The sequence below is a fragment of the Gelidibacter salicanalis genome (assembly GCF_007997285.1).
GTDB classification, from domain to species: domain Bacteria; phylum Bacteroidota; class Bacteroidia; order Flavobacteriales; family Flavobacteriaceae; genus Gelidibacter; species Gelidibacter salicanalis.
Genome location: NZ_VORX01000008.1, coordinates 47,594 through 73,418 on the forward strand (window position 1 = coordinate 47,594; position 25,825 = coordinate 73,418).

Below are 25,825 nucleotides of genomic sequence, written 5' to 3' on the forward strand. Positions count from 1 at the left end.
AAACGCCTTGCGTTTAACTAACTCAAGCCATTTTTAGCTTCTATAACAATTATTAAAACCGCGTCTCTAGTTTTATATTATAGCATCCAATCGGTATAAACTTTGAAGTGTACCATCTTTGGAATACACATGCAGATTTAAGTCCTTATTTTTTAACGCTCCTTTGTCCATGACTTTTAAAAGTGCTTTATCGGGATGCGCCATGTTGTACATGGTAAAACTGTGCAACTCGGCTGACATTAACCGTATTCCATAAGAATCCGCCATAAGCGTCAGATCAAAGACGTTATTTGGCGATAAGTCTGATGCCATCCGTAATACTTTTAGATCCTACCAAAACACCATTAATGTAAAGCTTAATGTCTTTGTTTCACTCTACAGCCACTGCTATATGTTGCCATTCATTTAAAGCTATAGCAGCATCGCTCATTACGGAAATGGATTGATCGTCACCTTGGTTATAGGTTTGGTTTAACGAGCTATTTTGATAAAAAGCGGCATAAAAATGCAATTTTCCTGCGTTGTCAATTTCAATATACCAGCCTTTAGCATCTCTATAATAGGAGCGTCTGTTGGCTGCAATTATACCTTTTGACATTGGTTTTATCCAAGTGCCTATAGTGAAGTTTTGATTTGGACCAAACACATCCACATAACTTAAATTAAGCGTATTGTCTTCTAACTTAACGGATGATTTAGACGGCGTTTGTGTTTTTACATGTTTATGCTTAACAATTTTGTTCACAATGTGTTGCGCACTGGTTGTTACATCAACAGCATAAATAGGAGAGATTTCAACGTTTATAACCTCATTTTTACTCACTTTGTCTTCAATTAAAACACGTGAATCCATTCCGATTTTTTCGCCATTCCGAGTCCAAGTATATTTGTAATACGCTGGAATATTAAGATTAGAATCAATTTCAAAAACATAGTTTCAATTAATTTTTCCTCGAGATTTTATGTTTAAATCATCGCTAAAGCTAACAGTTTTTGAGTGGGTAGTCGATTCTAATTTCAGTAAAATCAACGAGATTATAACCTTCCGTCCATAATTTCCATTCGCGAGTGCCACCTTCTAAAAAGAATACACCAAAACCTCTGATGAGCGCATATAAATCGCCTTTAGTTCCTTCATGAAATAACAATTCTACAACATCACCTTTAGGTAAGTCATCACTGATGAGTGTCCAAGTTCTACCTCCAGTTTCAGAACTGTAGATAGCGCCATCTTTTCCACCAAGCCATAATTGATTTGGATTATTAGGGTTAACGCTGCCGCTTACCGCGCGTTTGTTGTTTCTTCCTTTAGTGTTTTCTGGATAGACGTTAGTCTGCCAAGTAGTTCCAAAATCGACACTTTGAGTTTCATCCGACCCAGTAAAAACAGTAAGTATCGGGATTTCTATTCGAGATACATTAACTGAAAACACCACTTTGTCATCCATATTTGGAACCCGCTCATAAGAGATGCCTCTAACATTAGAAACATATAGATACTTTACATGTTCCCATAAGCCTTCTTCTCTGTGTATGGGTTGTTAAGGTTCCGTTATTGAAGAGTAAGTAATTGGATATGTTGGATCAGTCTCAGGAAACTTAGTTTTAAAATCTTCATAAGCCTTTAAATTAGTTTTTAAATAGTCTTTAAACTTAGAAAACTTAATATGCTTCCATAAATTTGGCGCAGGAAGAGGCGCAAATTCTTGATCCTTTTTAGACCCAATCCCAGAGTTTTGCTGAATATAGAATTGCATCAACTGATCTATCTCCTTTCTATGCCAACCTTCTTTAAGTAACTTATTACTCAATTTCGAAGTTTGAGTTTCTTTGTCATGGGCGAAATTTGAAATTGAAATAACACTTAATAGTAGCCACAGACTAATTTTTCTTACCGGCATTAGATCCTTAAGTCTTGTTTTTTGGAATTCACTTTTGAAGGTTTCAAAAATAGAGATAAAGTTTGAATATTATGACGTTCGTATTCGCTTAAAATGCTTCATTTTATTTGGCAAGCGCTATTTCTATTTATGTATTTGGATGGTCCTAATCGTCATAAACTTAAACCCAGACACGCAAAATTTTCGTGGAGTAACGTTTAAATGAATCATTCTAATCGCGATGAAAATTATCTTGAAAAACCAACAGCGCAACATCAAAACAAACGACTAAAACACGGAAATACTATGACCAAAATCATACACTTCTTCGCTTGTTATCGCAAATGGATTGATTATTTTTGTTAAAATATCAAAACGTATTATAATATCATAGTTATATCATCATATGACAAAAAAAACATCAAACAAAGGCATCTATATTGCCACGACTGAACCTAATATTGGAAAATCGATCATCTCACTCGGATTGATGCAATCTTTGCTTGGCAAAGCCGCCAAAGTAGGGTATTTCAGACCAATTATTGACAACTTCGCACCTGGCGAAATTGATAACCACATTAATACCGTGTCTACCTATTTTAAGTTAGATATTGAATTTGAGGAGGCTTACGCTTATACCAGAAGCGAGGTCATTAAGAAAATAAACGAAAACAAGGATGACGAAATTATTGGTAAGATTATTGAAAAATACAAAACCCTTGAAGAACGTTTTGATTTTGTGCTCGTAGAGGGTTCTAGTTTTATAGGTGAAGGCTCCATTATGGAGTTTGATATGAATGTGCTCATTGCGAAAAACCTTGGCGTACCGGCCATAATTATTGGAGGAGGCGTAGGTAAAACTCTGGAGCAATTGGTGGGTAACCTGCAAATGGCATATGATTCTTTTAAAGATAAAGGTGTTGAAGTTTTATCCGTCATCGCTAATAAGATCGAGCCAAAAAACTTAAGCTTGGTAACCACTGAATTGGAGAAATACCTACCTAGTGGCGTAATTGTAAACGCCATTCCGTTAAATTCCATTTTGGCAAATCCGTCGCTAAAAGAAATTGTAGAAACTTTGGATGCCAAAGTGCTTTTTGGTGAAGCCTTTATCAATAATCAAGCAGGTAATTTTAGTGTGGGCGCCATGCAGTTGCGTAATTATTTAATCCATTTAAAGGAGAATGCTCTGGTAATTACACCTGGAGATCGCGCTGATATTATTTTAGGAGCATTGCAAGCTAACATCTCTCACAATTATCCTTCCATTTCAGGAATTGTGCTCACGGGCGGATTAATGCCTGAAGAACCTATTCTTAAGCTAATTGAAGGCTTATCCGATGTAGTGCCAATTATATTGGTAGAGGGCGGGACGTTTTCAGTAACCAATCGACTGGGGAATATCAAATCGCAGATTTACGCTGAAAACACCGAAAAAATCACCACGTCTATCAAAGAATTTGAAAAGTACGTAAATGTCGAGCCTTTAATTGAGCGTTTGATTACGTTTGAAACCAATGGTGTAACGCCGCGGATGTTTCAGTACAATTTATTTCAAAGAGCCAAATCCAACAAAAAACATATTGTTTTACCGGAAGGAAATGACGAACGCATTTTAAGAGCTACCAAGCGACTTGTTGATTTGGATGTCGTCACCATTACGCTACTTGGAAATAGAAAGCAAATAGATGATAAAATAAACGCCTTGGATATCGGCTTGGATTTGAACAAAATAACGATCATCAATCCCATCGAATCAGAACATTTTGAATCTTATGCCGAAACCTTATATGAGCTGAGAAAACACAAAAATGTTAATTTGGCAATGGCTAAGGATTTAATGGAAGATGTGTCCTATTTTGGAACCATGATGGTATATAAAGGCGATGCGGACGGCATGGTTTCCGGTGCAGCACATACCACGCAACACACCATTCTTCCAGCACTGCAGTTTATTAAAACCAAACCTGAAGCACCAATAGTGTCTTCAGTATTTTTTATGTGTTTGGATGATCGTGTCTCAGTGTACGGCGATTGTGCCATTAATCCGAATCCGAATTCCATTCAATTGGCGGACATTGCCATTTCATCGGCTGCGACAAGTGCTATTTTTGGAATAGACCCCAAAATTGCCATGTTGTCCTATTCTTCTGGTACATCAGGAGTAGGGGAAGATGTTGAACGCGTACGTGAGGCCACTAATATTGTTAAAGAAAAACGCCCTGACTTAAAAGTTGAAGGTCCTATTCAGTATGATGCAGCGGTAGACGCTACGGTAGGTAAATTGAAGCTTCCAGATTCTGAAGTGGCAGGACAGGCCAATGTGTTTATATTTCCTGATCTCAACACTGGAAACAACACTTACAAGGCCGTTCAGCGGGAAACCAAGGCTTTGGCCATTGGGCCTATAATTCAAGGGTTAAACAAACCAGTAAATGATTTGAGTAGAGGTTGTACAGTGGATGATATCTACAATACGGTAATCGTAACCGCCATTCAGGCTCAAGGCATCTAAATTTAAATTCAATGAAAATATTAATAATCAATTCTGGAAGTTCTTCCATCAAATTTCAATTAATGGAAATGCCGTCCGAAACCTTAATCTGTAGTGGATTGGTAGAGCGTATAGGCTATGAAGATGCCATAATAAACTATAAAACCAACGGGCATAATTTAAAATTGCCTGACAATATCAGAACCCATCGACAAGGTCTGAATAAAATTGTCGAACTATTAATGGATGCTGATAAGGGCGTTATTATGGAAACGAGCGAGATTGAAGTTGTAGGGCATCGCGTGGTGCACGGTGGCAATTCATTTTCTGATACGACGTTAATTACTACGGAAGTCAAGGAGAAAATACAGGAATACGCTGCATTGGCACCCTTGCATAATCCAGGCAATCTTGAAGGGATTTACGTGGCCGAAGAAATTTTTCCCTTAGCTAAACAAGTGGTTGTTTTCGATACCGCATTCCATCAAACCATTCCTGATAAGGCTAAAATCTATGCCATCCCCAAAGAATTGTATACGGATCATAAAATTCAGGTGTATGGATTTCACGGCACCAGCCATCAGTATGTGTCGGAAAAAGCTATTGACTATCTCGGCGAAAAATCATCTAAAATCATCTCCATTCACCTAGGTAATGGGTGTAGTATGACCGCTATTAAAGACGGTAAAAGTATAGATACCAGTTTAGGTTTTACCCCATCCAATGGTTTGGTGATGGGAACAAGAAGTGGCGATATCGACCACGCGATTATATTCCATTTGGTAAACCATTTAAAATATTCGTTAGACGAGGTGAAAACTCTTTTAACCAACAAAAGTGGTATGTTAGGTCTAACCGGGATGATGGATTTAAGAGATATTGTTTCAGAAGCTGAAAATGGCAATAGGGAATGTGAACTCGCTTTGGCAATTAGTACTTATCGCATCAAAAAATATATAGGAGCATATGTCGCGGTGATGAATGGGTTGGATGCCATAATTTTTACGGCCGGAATTGGAGAAAACTCACATACCATTCGGAAACTATGCTGTGAACATTTGGAAGTTTTTGGGATTCATATGGATGAAGCTAAAAATAACCAAGCTTCAAACATTCTACGCGAGATTAATAATACCGATTCGAAAGTTAAGATATTGGTGATCCCCACAAATGAAGAACTGGAGATTGCCAAGCAGGCTTATGACTTGGTGAAATAAATGGACAAGTTGTCTTTAAATTCAAAAGTAGTGCCGTTGCTGGGGCTACTTTTTTTTGTAGCTTATAGATTAAACAAGATAGCTCCTAATTAAATCAGAATATGTAAAGGTCACAGTACAATTTAAAGCAAATATATTCAAATGAATCTTCAGGAACACTATACTCAGCTTTATAAGGCATCAGTGCATCACATCAGATCTGGAGCTTATGAAATTGATCCTAATATTCACAACGATCACGATAATCGATTTGGCTTATCCCTTATCATAAAACCTCCGGAAAGCGTCAGAAATGAAATTCAGAAGTTTCTTTCGGATTTAAAATCGGTGGCCCCTAAACAATATTTTTATCCAAACACTGACATTCACATTACCTTACTCTCCATCGTTTCATGTTACGAAGGATTTGACCAAATTAGTATTAACGTTAATGACTATATAAATACCATTAACTCAAGCCTCGTCGACGTTGGGGAGATGCAAATCATATGCAAGGGTATCACGGCCTCGCCATCCTGTGTATTGATTCAGGGATTTCCCACTGATCAAAGTATCCAAACGCTAAGAGATAAAATAAGATCAGAGATTAGGAGTGCACATTTAAAAGAAAGTATGGACGCGCGCTACCTGATCCAGACGGCCCATGCCACCGTCTTTCGATTTAGTGATACTTTAGAACATAATGATGAGTTTCTGTCCGTTTTGGATTCTTATCGCAATCATAATTTTGGAAGTTTTAAAGTTGATCAATTACACTTAGTCTATAATGACTGGTACCATAGAGAGCATCGTTCAGAAACGTTATATAAATTCGAGCTTTAAGATGGCAAGAAACAATACATGTCTCAGGATTTTTAATAAGAAATCAAACGGAAATTTTAAATTTTACACAAATGTCTTGGTGGCCCGTTTAAGGTAACTTCTTAGTAATTAAGAGTTTTGGAAACGCATTTGTATCCACTAAAAAAACATAAAATTTTAAGCACATTTTTTTTACATTTTATTTATAATGTTTTAATAGAAATTGTATATTTGCCGACCGTAAGACGAATGAAATTCGTTTTTTAGTCTTACAAATTCAGAACACTAGTTCTTGAATGGGCTCGTAGCTCAGTTGGATAGAGCACCTCCCTTCTAAGGAGGCGGTCATAGGTTCGAATCCTATCGGGCTCACATTTAAAAGCGCACTTTAGAGTGCGCTTTTATTGTTTTAAAGATTTTCTATTATCTCATTTGAATAAAAAAACCACCAAAAAAGGTGGCTTCTTAAACTATTTGCATTAGTTATACACTGTAACTTACAAATTACAAGGCCTCCCCAACAATTCCTGGTAAAGCGGAGATAAAGGCATCATGAACAGCTTGAGGATCAGAAATCTGTCCTTTCTTCTGTTGATTGGCCGCGTATAAATAGCCTTGTCTCGCTGCTTCTAAACGTTGTAGCGGTGTACCATGGTGACCTGAACTGGTAAACCCACAATCACCTATATTAAAAAATGATAATAATACATCTTCAACACGCTTCCAGTTGTATGTTCCTCCGCGCTTGTGTGTTAAATAGTAGCCTGTAAGAAAATCAGCTTCCAATTCAGTCATACGGGTTGATTCTGGGGTGTTGCTAAAAGCAGGAACTGGATAGTCCCAATTTCCGAAATTTTGAAATTGAATTTGGTGACCCCACTCATGAGCGAGAATGCCAGACCAAACTACTTTCGGGTCAAGATCAGTTTCAGCTAACATAGATACAATACCATCACCAATGACAATTACACCAGTTGAACTTGCAAAACCGTCCGAAGCGAAAAATGGATTTTCTGGAATTTGATCACTTGTGGTATTAAAATGGTTGGCAATACCAACTAAATAATCCACTTGCTCAGGTGTGGCATTAGAATAATTTTCGTAGATAAATCGGATGAAACTTAAATCTTCTAAGGTGTAGGTATGTTGGCCTCTTACACTGATTAAATCAGGCATATCCCAAAACTTCTCCAAACTTCTTACCCTATTTTCTACATAATGTGTGTACTCTCCATTGGCACCAAAAGTATCTGCGTTCTTCCCAATTAATGCAGCAATTTGATTAATCGCGAAATAATCTTCCAGGATGACTCCAATAGCATCAGGATTTCCATCCCAACTGCTTATAAATCCATTGATGAGTGCATTGTTGTAATATGAAGTCACGGCGCTAAACGGTGTAGTTCCGCATTCACTTGGTTCCACCAATTTATTGTAATTGAAGGAGAAGTCGTGCGCTTTTACGCCAGGAATCTCCCAAATGAGGTTGCCTTCAACAGCTTCCGGTAATGCACCTCTGGATAGTACGGTAGTTTCATTCAAATTATCAGATGCAGGGTCGGTTGTGACGGCTTCATCTTTGCTACAGGATGCAAGGGTTAATCCTAGCGTGAATGCAACTAAGTAATGTTTTGTTTTTAATGTTTTCATAATTTTTGCTAGCGTTTAAAGTTAAATTATTGAATTTTTAAGAGTAAATGGATTAACATTTTCGGAAGTTAACAATTATTAACACAAATAAAAAGTTAAATTTCAAAATTGTAAATATCTTATAGGTATAAATAGATTCATTTTTAGGTCTCTATAATATTGGTTAAGATAGTTTTAACCAAACAAAAAAAATGCCTTACAGAAGTTCTGTAGGCATTCATATTTTTAAAATTAAATTAGACTTATTTCAATTGTAATCAGGGTTATTCTGGTTTGTCCATTGTGGCATCTCTAGCCAAAGGAACATCATCAGGCGCTTCGCCAATAAATTTATCCAAAGAGAATAAGGACTCATTCGTAGCTTGATCTCCACCTGCTATCTTAAGTTTGTCCAGCAGTTCCATAACAAGTTTTTCTTCTTCTATTTGTTCCTTTACAAACCATTGCGCAAAGTTATACGTTGCCCAATCCCGCTGTTCATGCGCTAAGTTTACAATTTCATATATGGCATTGGTATTATCCACCTCATGCTGAAATGTCTTTTCAAAACAATCTTTTAAACTTGTAGGATCTGCCGGCGGCGCTTTAATTGCGGTAATAGTTACTTTGCCTCCACGTTCCATAATGTATTGCATCACTTTCATCATATGGTTTCGTTCTTCAGCTACATGTCTGAAAAAGAAATTGGCGATTCCGCCATACCCTTGTGCATCTGCCCAGCAACCGTAACTGAGAAAGACTTGCGCGGCCTCAGCCTCTTTGGTGACTTGTTTGTTTAAAATTGATTCTATTCCTTCTGATATTCGTTTTGTGTCCATAATATTTAAATTTTCTAAACACTAAATTACAAGATTAAATTTTGGCAATTTATCCCATACGCTAAAATTTAGTGTGGCGATTAAAATATCTATCAACAGCTTCAATTTCCTATTGGGTTATAAATTATTTGGATTGTACTAGCACGCGGTATTCTTGTTTAGTAATTTTATCATTACATTAAACAAATCAAAATTAAAACAATCTAAATCTCTAATTATGAGCAATGAAAATTTATATAATGACGAGGCTAAGGCCAAAATTAAAGATATGGCTGAAGATATCGACTTCACCATGATGGCGACAAATTTAAATCAAACACCATTGCACATGATTCCTATGAGCACTAAAAAAGTAGACGATCAGGGTCATATTTGGTTTTTGAGTAATAAGAACAGCACCCATAATCATAACATCATGAATGATGCTAATCTCCACCTCATTTATGTCGATAAAAGTGATATGCAATTTTTAAATGTTTATGGAATGGCTACAATTAGCACGGACCGGGCGATTATTGAAGAACTTTACGGTAGTGGTGATGACGCTTGGTTTGATGGCAAAGATGACCCAAACATTACTGCAATCTCTGTTAAGCCTACGGAAGCCTTCTATTGGGATCCTAAGAATGGAAAGTTGATTTCTCTAGTGAAAATGGGTGTTGGCGCCATAACAGGTAACAAACCAGACACTATGGATACGGGGAAACTAAAACTATAATAACAACTACTCATACTCGAACTTCGGTTCGAGTTTTTAATAATTTCTAGCCTAATACAGCACAGTTGAAACTGATTAAATTCACCAAAAAAGGTATTTATTGCATACCCGGAAAATTTTATTTAGATCCGTGGTTACCGGTTGACCATGCCATAATCTCACACGGTCATGCTGATCACGCGCGTCGCGGGAATAAGTTTTACTTATGTCAAACAGATTCTAAAGCCATTTTAAAACATCGGTTGGGTGCGGATATCCACGTGGAATCCTTAAACTATAATGAGCCTAGAATGATCAATGGGGTTGAGGTGAGTTTCTTTCCAGCTGGACATGTGATTGGATCAGCACAAATCCGATTGGAATATAAAGGTTTTGTGGTCGTATTTACTGGCGATTATAAAGTGAAAAATGACTATATCACCGTTCCGTTTGAACCTATCAAATGTCACGAATTTATTACTGAAAGCACCTTTGGTCTTCCCATTTACAATTGGTTGAGTGAAGCGCAATTGCAACAACAGATGCACGACTGGGTGCAGAGAAATCAAGCACATAACAGAACGAGTGTATTTTTAGGATATTCTCTGGGGAAAGCGCAGCGTCTGATGAAACTTATGGAAGGGGTGGATAAAATGTTTGTGCACTCGGCCATCCACAATTTGAATACCGCTATTCAGGATTCAGGCATTCCACTTCCGGAAACGGAACTTTTAATCTACGATTTTAAGAAAGAGGACGTACAGAATAGAATAGTCATTCTACCACCAGGATTATTAGGATCAAAATTAATCAAAAAAATCCCTAATGCCGCTACTGCTATTTGCTCCGGCTGGATGCAAATTAGAGGAAATAGACGTTGGCAAGCCGTAGATGCCGGTTTCGCCGTTAGTGATCACGCCGATTGGAATGGGCTTCTATCCGCAGTGAAAGCTACCGAAGCTGAAAAAGTGTATGTTACCCATGGTAGCCAAGCCACATTCTCCAAATATTTAAATGAAATAGGGATTCCATCTGCAGAAGTGAAAACAGAATACGGCACGGAAGAGGAAGAGGTAGAACTAATTACAGATAAAACCTCTAGCCAATGAAACATTTTTCTGACCTTATTAGCGCCATTGAAATCACCAATAAAACCAATGCAAAAATTGATGCCTTGGTCGATTATCTGAAGATAGCACCGGAAAAGGATAAATTATGGCTAATCACTTTATTCACGGGTAAACGTCCACCGCGTCCCGTAAAAACAACGCTTATGCGACAATGGTGCCTAGAAATTACAGGTCTTCCGGAATGGTTGTTTTTAGAAAGTTATAGCAGTGTCGGCGACTTAGGCGAGACTATTGCCTTAATGTTGCCTGATCCCACTCATCATATCGATAAAACGTTAAGCGATTGGATGACCGAACTAAAAGCGCTTAAGCCAAAATCTGATGCAGAAAAAAAAGCCTATGTGCTTCATGCTTGGTCAGGATTGCAAATGCAAGAACGTCTGATTTTTAATAAGCTTATTGGAGGAAGTTTTAGGATTGGGGTGTCCAAGAAAACCTTAGTGAATGCGTTATCAAAATATTCAGGTATAGATGCCAATCAGCTGATGCATAGTATTATTGGTCATTGGGATATGGATACCATAAGCTTTGACGACCTCGTTAATGGGGAGCATATTAATTATGACAATTCCAAACCTTATCCGTTTTGCTTAGCCTATTCCTTAGAAAAAGAATTGTCAGAATTGGGACAACCTGAGGAGTGGCAAGTGGAATATAAGTGGGACGGCATTAGAGGCCAAATCGTAAAACGCAACGATGAAATCTTTATCTGGTCTAGAGGTGAAGAATTGGTAACAAGTCAATTTCCTGAACTCGTCACCATTTTACAAAACTTTAAGGAGGACTTTGTTATTGACGGTGAAATTTTGGCACTCAAGGATAACGCTGTACTTTTATTTAACGATTTACAAAAACGTCTCAACCGGAAAAATATCAGTAAAAAGATGCTTGAGGAGGTGCCGGTCGGATTTTATGTATATGATATTTTGGAATGGAATGGTGATGATATCCGAACACAACCTTTGCAGTACCGACGTCAGTTGTTAGAACAATTACTAAGTTCGAATAGCGCCCATGATACCTTAGTGATATCAGAAATTATAGAGTTTACAGATTGGAATGAATTGGATGCTATTCGCAATAGAGCTCGAGAATTTAATAGCGAGGGCTTGATGCTAAAGCAGAAAAATTCGCCGTACCATACCGGCAGAAAGAAAGGCGATTGGTGGAAATGGAAAGTAGATCCGCTAACCATTGATGCTGTGATGATTTACGCGCAAAAGGGGAGTGGCCGGCGCAGTAGCAAGTATACTGATTATACCTTTGCAGTTAAAAAAGATGACGGGTTAGTGACCGTAGCGAAAGCCTATTCGGGGTTAACTGATAAAGAAATCACAGAAATTTCAAGATTCGTCAATAAAAATGCCATTGAAAAATTTGGTCCTGTACGAACGGTTAAACCAGAGCTCGTGTTTGAAATCGCTTTTGAAGGGATTGCGTTTAGCAATCGCCATAAATCTGGCGTAGCCTTGCGGTTTCCCCGCATCTTAAAATGGCGTCGTGATAAATCAGTAGAGGAGATAGATACCATTGAACAAGTAAAACTCTTAATCACCAATCCAATTTGAAAAACGTTCAAGACTCCCCAGGCTATCAGATCATTGTTGATTGGATGCATGAGAAAGGGCAGAAGCCGTTCGATTTTCAGTTGCAAACCTGGAACCAATACCATAATGGTTATAGCGGGATGGTAGTAGCCCCAACGGGATTTGGGAAAACATTTTCAGTGTTTTTAGCCGTTGTTATTGATTATTTAAACCAACCGGAAGTCTATAAAAAAGGCATGAAACTGTTATGGGTGAGTCCGTTGCGCTCCTTAGCAAAAGATTTGGCCAAAGCTATGACCATTGCTGTGGAAGAAATTGGTTTGGACTGGGAAGTTGAGGTCAGAAATGGCGATACTCCGCAAAAGGACCGTCGACGTCAGGAACGTTTAATGCCAGATGTGTTGTTGACGACACCTGAAACACTTCACATTTTATTTACCCAAAAAAACAATTCTCGATTCTTTAAAACCCTTAATTGTATTGCTATTGATGAATGGCACGAACTTTTAGGTTCCAAACGCGGGGTGTTAACGGAATTGGCGGTATCACGATTGTTGACGCTCTCACCAAGACTACAGATTTACGGCATCACCGCGACCATTGGCAATCTTGATGAAGCACAAAAGGTCTTGATTCCTTATGAGCATATCAAAACAAAACGCATTGTAGCCAAAGAAAAAAAGAAGATTGAAATCGTTACTGTCTTACCAGATGAAATTGAAGTCTTGCCTTGGGCAGGGCATATGGGCGTTAAAATGGCCGCTAAAATAATACCCATTATTTATGAAAACAATACCACACTCATCTTTACGAATACCCGAAATCAGTCGGAGATTTGGTATCAACAGATATTAAAAATTGAACCCGATTTGGCGGGTCAAATTGCCATTCATCACGGCTCTATTGATGCTGAGTTGCGGAATTGGATTGAAGATGCTATTTCTGACGGACTTTTAAGGGCTGTTGTTTGCACATCGTCCTTAGATTTGGGGGTCGATTTTAAACCTGTAGATTGCGTCATCCAAATTGGATCGCCTAAAGGCATTGCCCGATTTATGCAACGCGCAGGTCGTAGTGGCCATTCGCCGTATGAAACTTCAAAAATCTATTTTGTGCCCACCCATTCGTTAGAACTGATTGAGGCGGCAGCGCTTAAGCAAGCGGTAAAAGACAAACGTATTGAAGCAAGAGAACCCATGGTGCTTACCTTTGATGTGTTGATCCAATATATGGTGTCTTTAGCGGTTGGTGAAGGCTTTAATGAGACAGAATTGTTCACGGCCATCCAAAAGGTGCATGCCTTTCATTATATGACCGAAGAGGATTGGCATTGGGCCTTACATTTTATCACCGAAGGTGGAAATACCTTAAAATCATATGAGGAATACCATAAAGTCATTATTGATGATGAGGATGGTTTATACAAAGTAAAAAGTAGACGCATTGCCATGTTGCACCGCATGAATATTGGTGCCATCGTTAGCGATGCTATGTTGAAAGTTAAATTTTTCTCCGGAGGCTATATTGGGATGGTAGAAGAATATTTTATTTCGAAATTAAAACCCAATGATCATTTTATTTTAGCCGGACGCGTTCTAGAAATTGTAACCATAAAGGACATGACGGTTTTAGTAAAACGCAGCAAACGAAAATCAGCAATAACGCCGAGTTGGTTGGGTGGACGTTTGCCCTTATCTTCGTACTTGAGTCATTATCTGCGCGAAAAACTGTCTGAGTCCTTACATCCTAAAACCACGGAAAAGGAACTCAAATTTTTATATCCGCTGATTTCACAACAAGAGAAGCATTCGCACATTCCTAAAAAAGACGAGTTTTTAATTGAACTGATTGAAACCAAAGATGGACACCATGTATTCATGTATCCCTTTGAAGGCCGTTTGGTTCACGAAGTGATGGCGGCATTAATCGCCTATCGTTTGAGCTTGATTAAACCGTTGACCTTTACCATCGCAATGAATGATTACGGTTTTGAATTGTTAAGTGATCAATCCATTCCCATTGATGAACACAGTATAAAAACAATTTTGTCAAAGGAAAATTTGATGGAAGATGTCATTGGCAGCATCAATGCCTCAGAAATGGCTTCACGAAAATTCCGTGACATTGCAGTCATTTCAGGACTCGTTGTGCAAAGTCAACCCGGCAATCGGAAAAATAACAAAAGCTTACAATCGTCTTCAGGACTTATCTTTAGAGTTTTGGAAGATTATGAACCTCAAAATTTATTATTGCGACAAGCCTATACGGAAGTTTTTAATCAGCAATTAGAGGAAGTACGTTTAAAAGAAGCATTTGAACGGATCTCTAAAAGCAAACTTATTCTTAAATTTGCAAAATCTTTCACACCTTTAAGTTTCCCTATAAAAGTGGATAGTTTACGTCAATCGCTTACCAGTGAAGATCTGGATGCGCGCATCAGACGTATTCGTGATGACGTGATGAAGGAAATCCAGATATGACCATTATTACCAAAGATATTACTGTTAGGCATACCATTTTTACCCTTACCAACCAGCGCGCACTCTATTGGAAAGAGCATGAAACCTTAGTAGTGTCTGATCTGCACATCGGTAAAACTGCACATTTTAGAAAAGCAGGGATAGCCATTCCGTCAGCAGTTCTCGATAGTGATTTACACCGTTTACAAACGCTGATCGACCATTTTGTTGTGCGACATATTTTGATTGTGGGCGATTTATTTCATGCTGAAAACAACACGGATATCGATCAATTCCAAAGGTTTATGCAAGCGAATTCAAGTGTTTCCTTTGAACTCATAAAAGGCAATCACGACCGTTTTAAGGATGCTTTTTATCAAACCATGAACATTGCGGTTTTTAAAACTCATAAAGACATAGATGAGGTCAGATTTGTTCACGATGAACAGCATTGCGATGCGGATATGTTCTGTATATCCGGACATACACATCCAGGAGTGACCATTAAGGGCAGAGGTAAAGTTTTTATTAAACTGCCGTGCTTTGAAGTCTCAGAGCAGCGTTTAATCTTGCCCGCATTCAGTGAATTTACGGGATTGAATACCAAACGCACCGTAGATTATGCAGTGTGTTATGGTTTTACGGCAAAATCATTGTTTGCGCTATAAATTTTTTTTAATGCGTTACACGTCAATCGAATTTTGCAGTATATTTAATTCTTAAAATTTATAAAGATGAAAAATATATTTAGAGCGCTTCTAGCAGGATGGGGAGCAAAAAAAGTTGGTGGTGGAAAATGTGGTTGTATTGGAACCATAGTAGTTTTTATCATAATTTATGTACTCCTAGGTCCAGTATTCAATATGTTTTAAGACCTAACTGCCTTAAACCCGTTAACTTAATAATATAGTCAGCTGAATTAAGTGTCTTGTGTCATCACATGGTCATTTTAATTCAGCTTGATCTGTTTTATAGCACCTTGTTAGCGATAATTACTATTTTTTCATTGTTCATATTGGTGGTAAAAAACAGGTACTGATCCCCACCATCCTTAATCTTAAAATTATTTCGGATATTTTGAACCGTTTCAGGAAAATTCCGTGTGGTGATGTTTGCTTTCGCAATTTTTAAACCCTTCACCTGCTTCTTGTTGTAAGGTATCACTTTAAGTATTTCGAAAGCTCTACCTGGGAAATTTAAAAGATGTTCACTGGTGTATAAATGTGAATGTTTGTGCAATTTAGAAACGCTTAAGACGCTCGTAAGAATATTAAAGCCTCCCGATTTTAGGATTGCTGCATTAGGCTCATAAAGGAAGTCTAATGGTTTGTTGAAATGATCTTCTGCGGCAGGTTCCTGATTCATAAAAAAATCAAAGTGCTCTACCAGTTGAGATTTGATATTGATCGTTTTTATTTCTATTTCCCCAGTAAAGCCGTATTCTAATATCCATAGCAATTCCTTGACTTCATTATTCACCGCAACCACGTGAATTTTTTTCACAAATTTCAATTCACTTAAACCCACCGTAAGATCTAATAAAGGTGAGGTTTTAATCATGATGTTTTTAGAATGGCTCCAAAGCTTCACTAAATGCTCTGGAATATTTGGCACACAATCGTTTAAAAAAAACACTTTCCCTTTGCTGTCATGACGTCTTGAGGGATCAACATAAATCCAATCAAAAGTAGTTTGTGAACTCTGAAGATAAGAAAGTCCATCGTCACAAATGCAGGTAATATTTGAGACCTCTAATTGTTCATAATTATGCCGAACTATGGTGCTTAGGTCGCTATTCCATTCGCAATGTGTAACTTTTTTAAAGTGTTTTGCAAAATAAAAGGCGTCTACACCAAAACCTCCTGTAAGATCAATCAGCGTTTTCCCGTTAATTAATTTCGATTTGTAATGTGCTGTAACTTCTGAAGAGGTCTGCTCAATATTTAATTTATTAGGGAAGTATATGTTAGGCTGCTGAAACCAAGTTGGCAGCTTTTTTTCTGATTTTGATTTGGCTTCAATTTGCTCTACCACTTCCTGAACCGTCACCTCATTAAAAGGCACACCTTTTAGAATTAGCGTAGTAGCATCTGTTTTAAGATGACCATTAATGAAATCTTGGACTTCAGGAGTTAAGATAGCAACGTTCATGACAATCAATTTGAAGCGAAAATATCAAAAAGTAATTAGAGGTCCTTGGTCAAATGCTTGACAATTTTATATTCAGATAAAAATTCTTTAGAAATCACCTTGAGTGTTGTGTAGACAGGTACCGCCATAATCATTCCAGGGATGCTGAAGAGAAGACCGCCACAAATAATAACGATAAAGACTTCTAAGGGATGGGAACGCACGCTATGGCTAAAAATGATGGGTTGGGATACTAAATTGTCAATAAGCTGTGCAATCCCAACACCAATCAAAACCTTTACAAGAAGCGGTAGTAAATCTGACGAAAAATCGGCACCCAAATTGTTAGACACCACCACCAAAATCATCACTACGCCACCTAATAACGGTCCTAAATAGGGTACAATATTAAGAAATGCGCAAATAATTGCTATCGCCAAGGCATTTTTAACATCAATAAACATCAGTAAAACAAGGTAAAATATGGCCATAATGGTGGTTTGAATCATCAAACCAATAAAGTAACGCGATAGCAATTCCTTAACTTTATCCAAGACTCTAATAAACCGTCGTTCTTTCCCTTCTTCGGCGAACACAGCGACGGCATTGGAAATCATGCGCTCATCTTTTAATAAAAAGAACGATATGAATAACACTGAGAATAGACCGACAATGAAAGCAGTAATATTATTGACAAAAATATCCACAAAACTTTCTACAATCTCTGAATCGAAATTTTTGACTGTATCTGTACGTTTAATGGCTTCGATAATATTGATTTTCTCTACGCCAAGATATTCACTGGCCTGAATATTCAATTCATTTAAATCGGTTTTTACCATCTCAAAATCAATTTCAGAGATGTTTTTGCTTTGCTCTAAAATAATAGGAACAAAAATCCACAAAATTAAAGTGAAAAGGCCACCTATAATGAGCAAGGTGATAAATGCCGAAAGGTTTTTGCCAAGACGCAATCTATTTTTGAGAAAATAAACCACTGGTCTGAAAATCAATGAAATAACACCAGCAATAAATAAGTATAGAATAAGGGACTGTATTTGATAAAGAATATAAGCAAAGATTATAATGCCAAATACAATGGCCAAGGTTTTTAAAAGCCCTTTAGAGATAGCGTTCGATTTCATGTTTTAAATTTAGCCAAATTTAGGTTGCAGTTGCAAGAAACTTTAACGGTTTTCGAAATAATACTAAAAAATTCGCATCAATTCTCTAATCAGTGAGTTGCCTGGTTATTTCATACAAGGCAATACTGGTGGCCTGTGTGACATTCATGCTGCTATTTTGTCCAAACATAGAAATGTGCAAAACCTGATCTGCCAATGTTAAACAGAACTCTGAAATCCCGAAATTTTCATCGCCAACCAATAATACTATCGGCTTTTTTTTATCAAACCTAGCAGTATGAAGTGGTTGGCTTATTTCGGTAATTTCAAGAGCTACCATATGATAACCAGCTGTTTTAAGTTTCAGGAGGATTTCAGAACTATCGTCGTGGGTTTCATAGGGCACATACTTTTCAGTAGATCGAGAGGTTTTGGTCATTTTCCTCCCCAACGGAATCGAACTTCCACAAAAGATGATTTTCTCAATCCCGAAAGCATCAGCGCTGCGGAATAAACTTCCAATATTTGCTGCGTTTGTCACATTTTCACAGACGATTATTATAGGAAATGTCTTAGCAGCGAATTTGGAAGTGTAGTGGGTGAGTTGCATGGGGTTGGGGATTGTTGATTGATGATTTTTGATTGATGATTTTTGATTGTTGATTGGTGATTTTTGATTGGTTATTTTTGAACTGAGAAAGTGATATTCAATATTTTTCACAAACTAAAGGAATTGCATCGGTACAAAAGTGCATGACGATCAATTTATAAATACATAATTCACAATATTAGCTCCCATTTTTAGGGCTTTCTCTCTCACTTCAACAGGGTCGTTATGTACTTCTGCATCTTCCCAACCATTGCCTAAATCACTTTCATAGGTAAATAAGAGTATTAAACGCTCGTTTTCGAAAATGCCAAAGGCTTGCGGCCTCTTGCCATCGTGCTCATGTATTTTAGGAAGACCTTCTGGAAATTTATAGGGGGCTTTAAAGATCGGATGGGTTTTGGGTAACTCAATCAACTCCTTATTTGGGAATACTTTTTTAAGTTCTTTCACAATATAGGGTTCCATCCCGTAGTTGTCATCAATATGTAAAAAACCACCGCTGATAAGGTAATTTCTCAAATTTTCTGCATCTGTTTCGCTAAAAAATACATTGCCATGTCCGGTCATATGAAGTAAAGGATACTGAAAAATATCAGGACTATCAACTTCTACGGTCTGTGGTTTGGAATTGATCTTAGTATTGATATTGGCGTTGCAAAATGCAATTAAATTGGGTAAGGCTGTAGGATTAGCATACCAATCTCCACCACCTTTATATTTCAGAACGGCAATATCCTGCGCAATTATGGAATGTGTGGTACACAATCCAAAAACAAATACTAAGAAGAAGTGCATGGATAAGGTTCTGTTGCGTGTCATACTTCAAAAATAGAAATAAAAATAAGGAATAGGGCGATTACAGATCTATTTATAAGTTATTAAAATCATAATTATATAATGTTTCAAATACCATACAACATGTAATTAATTTGAGCTTTATGAGATTTTATTATCGTAGTAATACGCTCATTATAAATCTATTATAACGCTTTATATTATCTTTTTATTCATTGGCATACACAACGCTATGGCAAGCTACAACTGCAGCTGTTTCGGTTCGTAATCGGGTGTTTCCAAGCGTTACCGGTTGAAACCCTTTGGATAGAGCAGAACTAATTTCCTTGACACTAAAATCGCCTTCGGGACCAATTAAAATAAGCACATCCTGTTGCGGCTTTAGTACCATCTTTAAAGATTTGCGATCCGTCTCCTCACAATGGGCAATAAATTTTTGACCTTCAAAATCTTGCGCTATAAATTCAGAAAACGGAATTGCTTCCTGAAGTTCTGGTAAATAATTCTGCAACGATTGCTTCATGGCCGATTGCAAAATTTTTTCAAATCGGTCATTCTTTATCACTTTACGCTCACTATGGTCACAAATAATTGGGGTAATGGTATCCACGCCAAGTTCCGTGGCTTTTTCCAAAAACCATTCATAACGATCGTTCATCTTTGTAGGCGCAACTGCCAGATGAATTTTGTAAGGGCGGGGCGCTTCATATGTTTTGGATAAAATCGTTGCTCGACAGTTTTTCAGGTCTGCACTAGTGATTTCTGCAATAAAAAACCCTCCCTGACCATTGGTAATTTGAAGTTGATCGCCAGTACTTTTACGAAGGACTTTCACGATATGCCTGCTTTCATCCTTTAAAAAGGCGATTTCAGTTGTTGTTTCGGTGATGGTGGGATTGTAGAACAGTTGCATGGCATCTGAGTAATTTAAATTTTTAAACGTGAGGAAGCGGTTACACTCTGTTCTGCAAAATCTTGTTCTAAATACTTCAGATAACCCACAATGGCAATCATTGCCGCATTGTCTGTCGTAAACTCAAACTTAGGCACATAGGTGGTCCATCCAAATTTTGCTTCACCATTTTTAAGTGCCTGTCTAATGCCGGTATTAGCTGAAACACCACCCCCAATCGCAATGTGAGTAAGACCAGTTGCCTTGGTGGCAAGCTTCAATTTGTCCATCAAAATTCCGATGATGGTGTATTGAATGGAGGCACAGATATCGTTTAAATGTTCTTCAATAAAATTCGGATTCGCTTTGATTTCCTTTTGAATAAAATAAAGAATAGCGGTTTTTAATCCTGAAAAACTGAAATTTAGGCCGTCAACTTTAGGCTTGGTGAATTTAAAGGCTTTTGGATTGCCCAGTTTGGCACGTCGGTCAATTTCTGGACCTGCAGGATAACCCAGTCCCAATAGTTTGCCACTTTTGTCAAAAGCTTCACCTACCGCATCATCAATGGTTTCCCCAATGACCTCCATGTCGAAATGGGAGTTCACTCGTACAATTTGAGTATGTCCACCAGAAATGGTCATGGCCAAAAATGGAAATGGAGGTTTTTCAAATCCTTCCTCATCTATAAAATGCGCCAAAATATGTGCTTGCATGTGGTTGACGTCAATTAGGGGAATGCCGAGTCCGTAGGCCAACGATTTCGCAAAAGAAGTACCAACCAACAACGAGCCCATTAATCCGGGACCACGTGTAAAGGCAACGGCATTGAGTTGATTTTTGTCCACATTGGCCTTCTTTAAGGCCTGATCTACAACAGGTACAATATTTTGTTGATGGGCACGTGAAGCCAGTTCTGGCACCACACCACCATAGGCTTCATGAATACTTTGTCCCGCAACAACATTGCTCAATATTTTGCCGTTAAGCATCACGGAAGCAGCAGTATCATCGCAGGAAGACTCAATCGCAAGAATATAAATATTTTGTATCGCCATTAGTAAGAATTAGGCACAATAATTGTTAATTTTGGCTTCAAAGTTATAACTTTTAAAACGTATCAAAAAACTTTTAAAAATAGCATCTAAAATTGTAGCAATAATCCTATTGCTATTCATCATTTTGGTGCTGATTCTTTCTATTCCACCAGTTCAAACTTTTCTAGGAAAAAAAGTCACGCAGCGTATTAATGACACCTATGGCACCCATATTTATATCAATAAAGTCGCCCTACAACTCAACGGCGATGTGGAACTCAAAGGAATTTTCATTGAAGATTTTAAGCAGGATACGTTAATTGGTATCAACGAGTTGAATACGTCTATAAGAAGCTATAGAAACCTTATAAGTGGGAAATTAGTTTTTGGGGATATTGATGTTCAGGGTTTAACCTTTAATGTGCGCACTTATTTAGGGGAAGAGGAGACCAATTTAGACGTGTTTGTAGCGAAATTTGTTCAAGATAATCCGTCCAAAACTAGTGAGTTTCTCTTGTCATCCAGTGATGTTTCTATTTACAATAGTGTATTTAGAATGATTAATGACAATAAAGAAAACCCAAAACTTCTTGAATTTAACCAACTTAATCTCAATGCTACCAACTTTTTAATTAATGGCAGTGATGTAAGTGCCCGTATCAATACGCTTACCTTTAGGGACAGTAGGGGCTTGACCATTCAGAATATGGTAACGGACTTTGAGTACACCTTAGAGTACATGACTTTTGCCAACCTTTCCATCAAAACACCCAAGTCCTTCCTAAATGGGGAATTAACGTTTAAATACAATCGAGAAGATTTTATAGACTTTACCAACAAAGTAGAGATTGTTGCCAGTTTTAAAGATTCTGATGTGATGCTGAATGAGCTGAATACCTTTTACAATGAATTTAGTAGTGATGATCACGCCACCTTTAATGTCAATCTGACCGGGACCTTGAATGATCTCAATATGAACAATCTCCGACTCAACACCAGCAGTCAAACAAAGATTTATGGTGATATCAACTTTAAAAACTTGTTTAATCCGGAAAGCAACTCATTTGTTATGGAGGGTGATTTCAGTAACCTTTCTTCAAATTATTACGATTTAAAATCTTTAATGCCCAATGTTTTGGGAGCATCTATTCCGAGCGTGTTTTCCAAATTGGGAGGTTTTACGGTATACGGTAGAACAAAAATCACCTCTACAGATATCTTTGCTGATTTAAAAATTAATACGGCATTAGGCCATATAGAATCAAAGTTAGATCTCTTGCGTTTTAATGATATTGACAATGCCAGCTACAAAGGAAACATCATTGTAGAAAACTTTAATATTGGCGAACTTTTAAACGATCCTAAGGTTAAAGAAACCAGTTTTAACGTTGATGTGGACGGGAAGGGTTTTACCCTAGAGAATTTGAAGACGAACGTTAAAGGTCAGGTTTTTAGCATCAATTACAACAACTACAATTATAAAAATCTTGATGTTGCGGGAAAACTGGGTAACAAGGTGTTTAACGGTAATTTGGTGTCCCACGACGAGAATTTTAAATTCAGATTTAGTGGCTTAGCAGACCTATCAAAAACGGTAAATTCACTCGATTTTAAAGCAGATGTCGAATACGCCAACTTAAAGGAATTGAATTTTGCCCAAAAGGATAGTATGTCGGTTTTTATGGGCACAATCGCCATGGACATGGATGGCTCAAACATTGATGACGCTTACGGTAAACTGACGTTTACCAATACCACTTACATTAACGAACACGATTATTACCACTTTGATGATTTTGAGATTGTTTCGCGTTTTGAAGAACGGGAGCGTATTATAGAAATCAATTCTCCAGATATTGTACAGGGTACCGTTAGTGGTATTTTCAAGTTTAAAGATATTGGAAAATTGGTCGAAAACTCCATAGGCAGTATTTATACCAATTACATCCCGCATAAAGTGATGTCGGAACAGTACATGAATTTCGATTTTACCATCTATAACAAGATTGTAGAAGTGTTTTATCATGATTTGGAACTGGGTAAAAACACCTCTCTTAAAGGACGGATTGAGAGTGATGAAAAGGGTTTCGATTTAAAGTTTAATTCGCCTCAAATAAAATTACTAAATTATTTTGCCAATAATATTGAAGTTACTATTGACAATAATAACCCGCTTTATAACACCTTTATAGAAGTCGATTCCATTAATACGAAATTCTATAACATTTCAAAATTCAGTCTGATTAATGTGACCGTTAGAGACACCTTATTCATCAAATCTGAGTTTGACGGCGGCACCTTAAATAAAGACCATTTCAATTTAAGTTTGTTTTACACTATTGACCAAGACAACAAATCAGTAGTTGGATTTAAAAAATCTGATATTCATCTGAAAGACAATAAATGGTTTATCAACGAAGAGAAAAATCAATTGAATAAAGTTGCTTTTGACAGAGGATTGAAGGAATTCAACATTTCTGACATCACGTTCAGTCATGAGGATGAAGAAATCCTTTTAGCGGGCGCGTTGAGGGATTCCACCTATAAAGACATCAAGCTGCGCTTCAATGATGTCAATTTAAATAAGATTACCCCAACCTTAGACAGTCTTTCCTTTGGTGGCATTGTTAATGGTAATTTAGATGTGCTCCAACAGAACGGGGTGTATGTTCCCAATTCTAACGTTACAATAGATAAATTCAAATTAAATGAATATTTGATTGGTGATCTGAAAGCAGATATTGTGGGGAATCAATCCCTTACAAACTATGAAGTCGATTTATTTTTACGGAACGACAACTTGAAATCCTTGCAGGCCGTTGGGAATATTGATGTGAGTGCCAATAATTCCAGCATCGATTTAAGTATTGATTTTGATGAATTCGATTTAGAACCCTTAAATGTGTTTGGTGCTGATGTCATCAACAAGATTCGCGGGCTGGCCTCTGGACATGTAGAAGTTTCCGGCGAGCTTAAGAAACCACAAATTGAAGGGAAATTAATTTTAGATAACGCAGGGATGGCCATCCCGTATTTAAATGTCAATTATGAATTTGATTTTGATACGGAAGTCACCTTAAAAGAACAACGTTTTATCATGAATGACGTGGTGCTAACCGATTCAGAATTCTTCTCAAAAGCCACCTTAAACGGCTATATGTCTCATCAGAACTTCTCAGATTGGAAGCTAGGATTGAATATTGATACCAACCGATTACTGGTTTTAAATACGGATGATGCTGAAGATGCCTTATATTACGGCACCGCATTTATGAACGGGACCGCCAGTATTTTCGGACCAACGGATCAGTTAGTGATTACCGTGGATGGCAGCACCTCAGAAGGCACCGTTTTTAAAATTCCTTTAAACGATGTGGAAAGCTTTGGGGATAACTCTTACATTCATTTTTTAAGTCCTGAGGAAAAAGCTGCCCGATTACGAGGGGAAGTGATTACGGAAACCCAGGTTAAAGGCCTGGAACTTAAGTTTGATTTAGACGTCAACCAGAATGCAGATATTGAAATTGTTATCGATAGAAATTCTGGGAGCACCATTCAAGGTAGTGGTGAGGGCAACTTATTATTTGAGATCAACACTAATGGTAAATTCAAAATGTGGGGCGATTTCTCCGTCTTTAAAGGAATTTACAATTTCTCTTATGGAGGCTTAATTCAAAAAGATTTGGAGGTTGAGCCTGGCGGTAGTATCATTTGGGAAGGTGATGCCTTAAAAGCTCAAATCAATCTTAAAGCGATTTACAAAACCGAAGCCAATCCGTCCATATTATTGGATAATCCAATTAATAGAAGTATTCCCGTAAATGTAGAAATTAGTCTGACCGGGCAATTGGAGCAACCAACGCCAGACTTCGCAGTGACTTTTCCCAATGCGAGTTCCACCGTGAGATCAGAATTGGAATACCGTCTGGAAACCAAGGAAAGTAGAGAAAATCAGGCTTTGTTTTTATTGGCCACCGGATCTTTTGCCAGCGAAATCAGTTTAGGACAACAGGCCTACGGGACTATTGCGGACCGTGTGAATAGTCTGTTTAATGGTCTATTGTCCAGTGATGATGATAAACTTAAATTTGGGCTTAATTTTCAAGCAGGGGAACAAACGCCGGACTATAGAACCGATGACCGCTTAGGGTTAACTTTAAGCACTAAAATTAGCGACCGCGTACTCTTTAATGGTAAAGTTGGAGTACCCATAGGAGGGGTTAATGAAACTGTAATTGCTGGCGATGCCGAAATAGAGCTTTTATTGAATGAAGATGGTACATTATCAGCAAAATTCTTTAATCGGGAAAATAACATCCGAAATTTTGGTGAAGAAATAGGGTACACGCAAGGGGTAGGATTATCCTATAATGTCGAATTTGACACGTTTAGAGAATTACTTCGCATCATCTTTTCGGGCAAGAATAAAAAGAAAGAAGATGCTCTTGAGGAAGAAAAAGCAGCCTTGAGAGAAGAAGAGCCACTCGTGGAGTATATCAAAATGAAAGCCAAAGAGGACGAAGACAATTTATAACGGTCCGATT

22 protein-coding genes and 1 tRNA gene are annotated in these 25,825 nt (G+C 37.6%); 11 read left to right on the forward strand and 12 right to left on the reverse strand.

Translation table 11 applies throughout. The annotated features are described in order from the left end of the window. Positions 1 to 72: 72 nt before the first annotated feature. The 4 genes from ES711_RS14175 to ES711_RS14190 form a co-directional block, all read right to left on the reverse strand. A complete protein-coding gene (locus ES711_RS14175) occupies positions 73 to 312 on the reverse strand; it encodes a hypothetical protein (RefSeq protein ID WP_146893964.1) in 240 nt (79 codons plus the stop codon). A gap of 58 nt (positions 313 to 370) precedes the next feature. Continuing rightward, complete coding sequence (locus ES711_RS14180) at positions 371 to 853, reverse strand: LamG domain-containing protein (RefSeq protein ID WP_146893965.1); 483 nt, start codon at positions 851 to 853, stop codon at positions 371 to 373. Positions 854 to 983: 130 nt separating this feature from the next. After that, positions 984 to 1,448 carry a beta propeller repeat protein gene (locus tag ES711_RS14185; protein WP_146893966.1) on the reverse strand — a complete coding sequence of 155 codons (465 nt, stop codon included), beginning with the start codon at positions 1,446 to 1,448 and terminating at the stop codon, positions 984 to 986. A 93-nt stretch (positions 1,449 to 1,541) separates the two neighbouring features. After that, complete coding sequence (locus ES711_RS14190; protein WP_146893967.1) at positions 1,542 to 1,811, reverse strand: hypothetical protein; 270 nt, start codon at positions 1,809 to 1,811, stop codon at positions 1,542 to 1,544. A 475-nt stretch (positions 1,812 to 2,286) separates the two neighbouring features. Here ES711_RS14190 and pta point away from each other — a divergent pair, with 475 nt between their 5' ends. The 4 genes from pta to ES711_RS14210 all read left to right on the forward strand — a co-directional run bounded on the left by pta (position 2,287) and on the right by ES711_RS14210 (position 6,764). After that, positions 2,287 to 4,395 carry a phosphate acetyltransferase gene (gene pta, locus ES711_RS14195; protein ID WP_146893968.1) on the forward strand — a complete coding sequence of 703 codons (2,109 nt, stop codon included), beginning with the start codon at positions 2,287 to 2,289 and terminating at the stop codon, positions 4,393 to 4,395. Between the two features lie 11 nt (positions 4,396 to 4,406). Then, the gene (locus ES711_RS14200) at positions 4,407 to 5,591 is read left to right on the forward strand and encodes an acetate/propionate family kinase (RefSeq protein WP_146893969.1); all 1,185 of its coding nucleotides are present in this window, start codon (positions 4,407 to 4,409) and stop codon (positions 5,589 to 5,591) included. 141 nt (positions 5,592 to 5,732) lie between these two features. Then, positions 5,733 to 6,413, forward strand: a complete 681-nt coding sequence (locus ES711_RS14205) for a 2'-5' RNA ligase family protein (protein ID WP_146893970.1) — start codon at positions 5,733 to 5,735, stop codon at positions 6,411 to 6,413. 277 nt (positions 6,414 to 6,690) lie between these two features. After that, a tRNA-Arg gene (locus ES711_RS14210) sits at positions 6,691 to 6,764 on the forward strand. A gap of 132 nt (positions 6,765 to 6,896) precedes the next feature. Here the strand turns inward: ES711_RS14210 and ES711_RS14215 are convergent. Then, positions 6,897 to 8,042 carry a hypothetical protein gene (locus ES711_RS14215; RefSeq protein WP_146893971.1) on the reverse strand — a complete coding sequence of 382 codons (1,146 nt, stop codon included), beginning with the start codon at positions 8,040 to 8,042 and terminating at the stop codon, positions 6,897 to 6,899. Between the two features lie 263 nt (positions 8,043 to 8,305). Continuing rightward, positions 8,306 to 8,860 (reverse strand): ferritin, encoded by a 555-nt coding sequence (locus ES711_RS14220; protein WP_146893972.1) that lies wholly within the window; start codon positions 8,858 to 8,860, stop codon positions 8,306 to 8,308. Positions 8,861 to 9,077: 217 nt separating this feature from the next. On the opposite strand from ES711_RS14220, the gene ES711_RS14225 reads away from it, so the two are divergent. The 6 genes from ES711_RS14225 to ES711_RS16300 all read left to right on the forward strand — a co-directional run bounded on the left by ES711_RS14225 (position 9,078) and on the right by ES711_RS16300 (position 15,565). Next, positions 9,078 to 9,578, forward strand: coding sequence for a pyridoxamine 5'-phosphate oxidase family protein (locus ES711_RS14225; RefSeq protein WP_146893973.1), 501 nt, complete (start codon positions 9,078 to 9,080; stop codon positions 9,576 to 9,578). A gap of 65 nt (positions 9,579 to 9,643) precedes the next feature. Beyond that, positions 9,644 to 10,666: a ligase-associated DNA damage response exonuclease gene (locus ES711_RS14230; protein WP_146893974.1), complete on the forward strand. Its 1,023-nt coding sequence runs from the start codon at positions 9,644 to 9,646 to the stop codon at positions 10,664 to 10,666. Next, the gene (locus tag ES711_RS14235; RefSeq protein ID WP_146893975.1) at positions 10,663 to 12,255 is read left to right on the forward strand and encodes an ATP-dependent DNA ligase; all 1,593 of its coding nucleotides are present in this window, start codon (positions 10,663 to 10,665) and stop codon (positions 12,253 to 12,255) included. Before ES711_RS14230 ends, ES711_RS14235 begins: the two co-directional genes overlap by 4 nt. Then, positions 12,252 to 14,714, forward strand: a complete 2,463-nt coding sequence (locus ES711_RS14240; protein WP_262713428.1) for a ligase-associated DNA damage response DEXH box helicase — start codon at positions 12,252 to 12,254, stop codon at positions 14,712 to 14,714. The genes ES711_RS14235 and ES711_RS14240 overlap by 4 nt, the downstream gene beginning before the upstream one ends. Then, positions 14,711 to 15,361 carry a ligase-associated DNA damage response endonuclease PdeM gene (pdeM, locus tag ES711_RS14245; RefSeq protein WP_146893976.1) on the forward strand — a complete coding sequence of 217 codons (651 nt, stop codon included), beginning with the start codon at positions 14,711 to 14,713 and terminating at the stop codon, positions 15,359 to 15,361. Before ES711_RS14240 ends, pdeM begins: the two co-directional genes overlap by 4 nt. Before the next feature lie 66 nt (positions 15,362 to 15,427). Continuing rightward, positions 15,428 to 15,565: a hypothetical protein gene (locus ES711_RS16300; protein WP_170245278.1), complete on the forward strand. Its 138-nt coding sequence runs from the start codon at positions 15,428 to 15,430 to the stop codon at positions 15,563 to 15,565. 97 nt (positions 15,566 to 15,662) lie between these two features. Here ES711_RS16300 and ES711_RS14250 read toward each other — a convergent pair whose 3' ends face one another. The 6 genes from ES711_RS14250 to tsaD form a co-directional block, all read right to left on the reverse strand. Beyond that, positions 15,663 to 16,844 carry a class I SAM-dependent methyltransferase gene (locus ES711_RS14250; RefSeq protein WP_146893977.1) on the reverse strand — a complete coding sequence of 394 codons (1,182 nt, stop codon included), beginning with the start codon at positions 16,842 to 16,844 and terminating at the stop codon, positions 15,663 to 15,665. Between the two features lie 35 nt (positions 16,845 to 16,879). Next, positions 16,880 to 17,968, reverse strand: coding sequence for an AI-2E family transporter (locus ES711_RS14255; protein ID WP_146893978.1), 1,089 nt, complete (start codon positions 17,966 to 17,968; stop codon positions 16,880 to 16,882). A gap of 85 nt (positions 17,969 to 18,053) precedes the next feature. Then, entirely contained in the window at positions 18,054 to 18,668 is a 615-nt protein-coding gene (locus tag ES711_RS14260) for a TrmH family RNA methyltransferase (protein ID WP_317129877.1), read from the reverse strand. A 39-nt stretch (positions 18,669 to 18,707) separates the two neighbouring features. Beyond that, a complete protein-coding gene (locus ES711_RS14265; RefSeq protein WP_146894029.1) occupies positions 18,708 to 19,352 on the reverse strand; it encodes a DUF4159 domain-containing protein in 645 nt (214 codons plus the stop codon). A 208-nt stretch (positions 19,353 to 19,560) separates the two neighbouring features. Beyond that, a complete protein-coding gene (locus ES711_RS14270) occupies positions 19,561 to 20,265 on the reverse strand; it encodes a 16S rRNA (uracil(1498)-N(3))-methyltransferase (protein ID WP_146893979.1) in 705 nt (234 codons plus the stop codon). 14 nt (positions 20,266 to 20,279) lie between these two features. Beyond that, entirely contained in the window at positions 20,280 to 21,302 is a 1,023-nt protein-coding gene (gene tsaD, locus ES711_RS14275; protein WP_146893980.1) for a tRNA (adenosine(37)-N6)-threonylcarbamoyltransferase complex transferase subunit TsaD, read from the reverse strand. A gap of 109 nt (positions 21,303 to 21,411) precedes the next feature. On the opposite strand from tsaD, the gene ES711_RS14280 reads away from it, so the two are divergent. Next, positions 21,412 to 25,815: a translocation/assembly module TamB domain-containing protein gene (locus tag ES711_RS14280; RefSeq protein WP_246139206.1), complete on the forward strand. Its 4,404-nt coding sequence runs from the start codon at positions 21,412 to 21,414 to the stop codon at positions 25,813 to 25,815. Positions 25,816 to 25,825 lie beyond the last annotated feature (10 nt).

What these genes read in the sequence shown, in the direction of transcription:
- ES711_RS14175 (WP_146893964.1), bottom strand. Translation starts at nt 312, where the DNA reads ATGGCATCAGACTTATCGCCAAATAACGTCTTTGATCTGACGCTTATG.
- ES711_RS14180 (WP_146893965.1), bottom strand. Translation starts at nt 853, where the DNA reads ATGGATTCACGTGTTTTAATTGAAGACAAAGTGAGTAAAAATGAGGTT.
- ES711_RS14185 (WP_146893966.1), bottom strand. Translation starts at nt 1,448, where the DNA reads ATGGATGACAAAGTGGTGTTTTCAGTTAATGTATCTCGAATAGAAATC.
- pta (WP_146893968.1), top strand. Translation starts at nt 2,287, where the DNA reads ATGACAAAAAAAACATCAAACAAAGGCATCTATATTGCCACGACTGAA.
- ES711_RS14200 (WP_146893969.1), top strand. Translation starts at nt 4,407, where the DNA reads ATGAAAATATTAATAATCAATTCTGGAAGTTCTTCCATCAAATTTCAA.
- ES711_RS14205 (WP_146893970.1), top strand. Translation starts at nt 5,733, where the DNA reads ATGAATCTTCAGGAACACTATACTCAGCTTTATAAGGCATCAGTGCAT.
- ES711_RS14215 (WP_146893971.1), bottom strand. Translation starts at nt 8,042, where the DNA reads ATGAAAACATTAAAAACAAAACATTACTTAGTTGCATTCACGCTAGGA.
- ES711_RS14220 (WP_146893972.1), bottom strand. Translation starts at nt 8,860, where the DNA reads ATGGACACAAAACGAATATCAGAAGGAATAGAATCAATTTTAAACAAA.
- ES711_RS14225 (WP_146893973.1), top strand. Translation starts at nt 9,078, where the DNA reads ATGAGCAATGAAAATTTATATAATGACGAGGCTAAGGCCAAAATTAAA.
- ES711_RS14235 (WP_146893975.1), top strand. Translation starts at nt 10,663, where the DNA reads ATGAAACATTTTTCTGACCTTATTAGCGCCATTGAAATCACCAATAAA.
- pdeM (WP_146893976.1), top strand. Translation starts at nt 14,711, where the DNA reads ATGACCATTATTACCAAAGATATTACTGTTAGGCATACCATTTTTACC.
- ES711_RS16300 (WP_170245278.1), top strand. Translation starts at nt 15,428, where the DNA reads ATGAAAAATATATTTAGAGCGCTTCTAGCAGGATGGGGAGCAAAAAAA.
- ES711_RS14250 (WP_146893977.1), bottom strand. Translation starts at nt 16,844, where the DNA reads ATGAACGTTGCTATCTTAACTCCTGAAGTCCAAGATTTCATTAATGGT.
- ES711_RS14255 (WP_146893978.1), bottom strand. Translation starts at nt 17,968, where the DNA reads ATGAAATCGAACGCTATCTCTAAAGGGCTTTTAAAAACCTTGGCCATT.
- ES711_RS14265 (WP_146894029.1), bottom strand. Translation starts at nt 19,352, where the DNA reads ATGCACTTCTTCTTAGTATTTGTTTTTGGATTGTGTACCACACATTCC.
- ES711_RS14270 (WP_146893979.1), bottom strand. Translation starts at nt 20,265, where the DNA reads ATGCAACTGTTCTACAATCCCACCATCACCGAAACAACAACTGAAATC.
- tsaD (WP_146893980.1), bottom strand. Translation starts at nt 21,302, where the DNA reads ATGGCGATACAAAATATTTATATTCTTGCGATTGAGTCTTCCTGCGAT.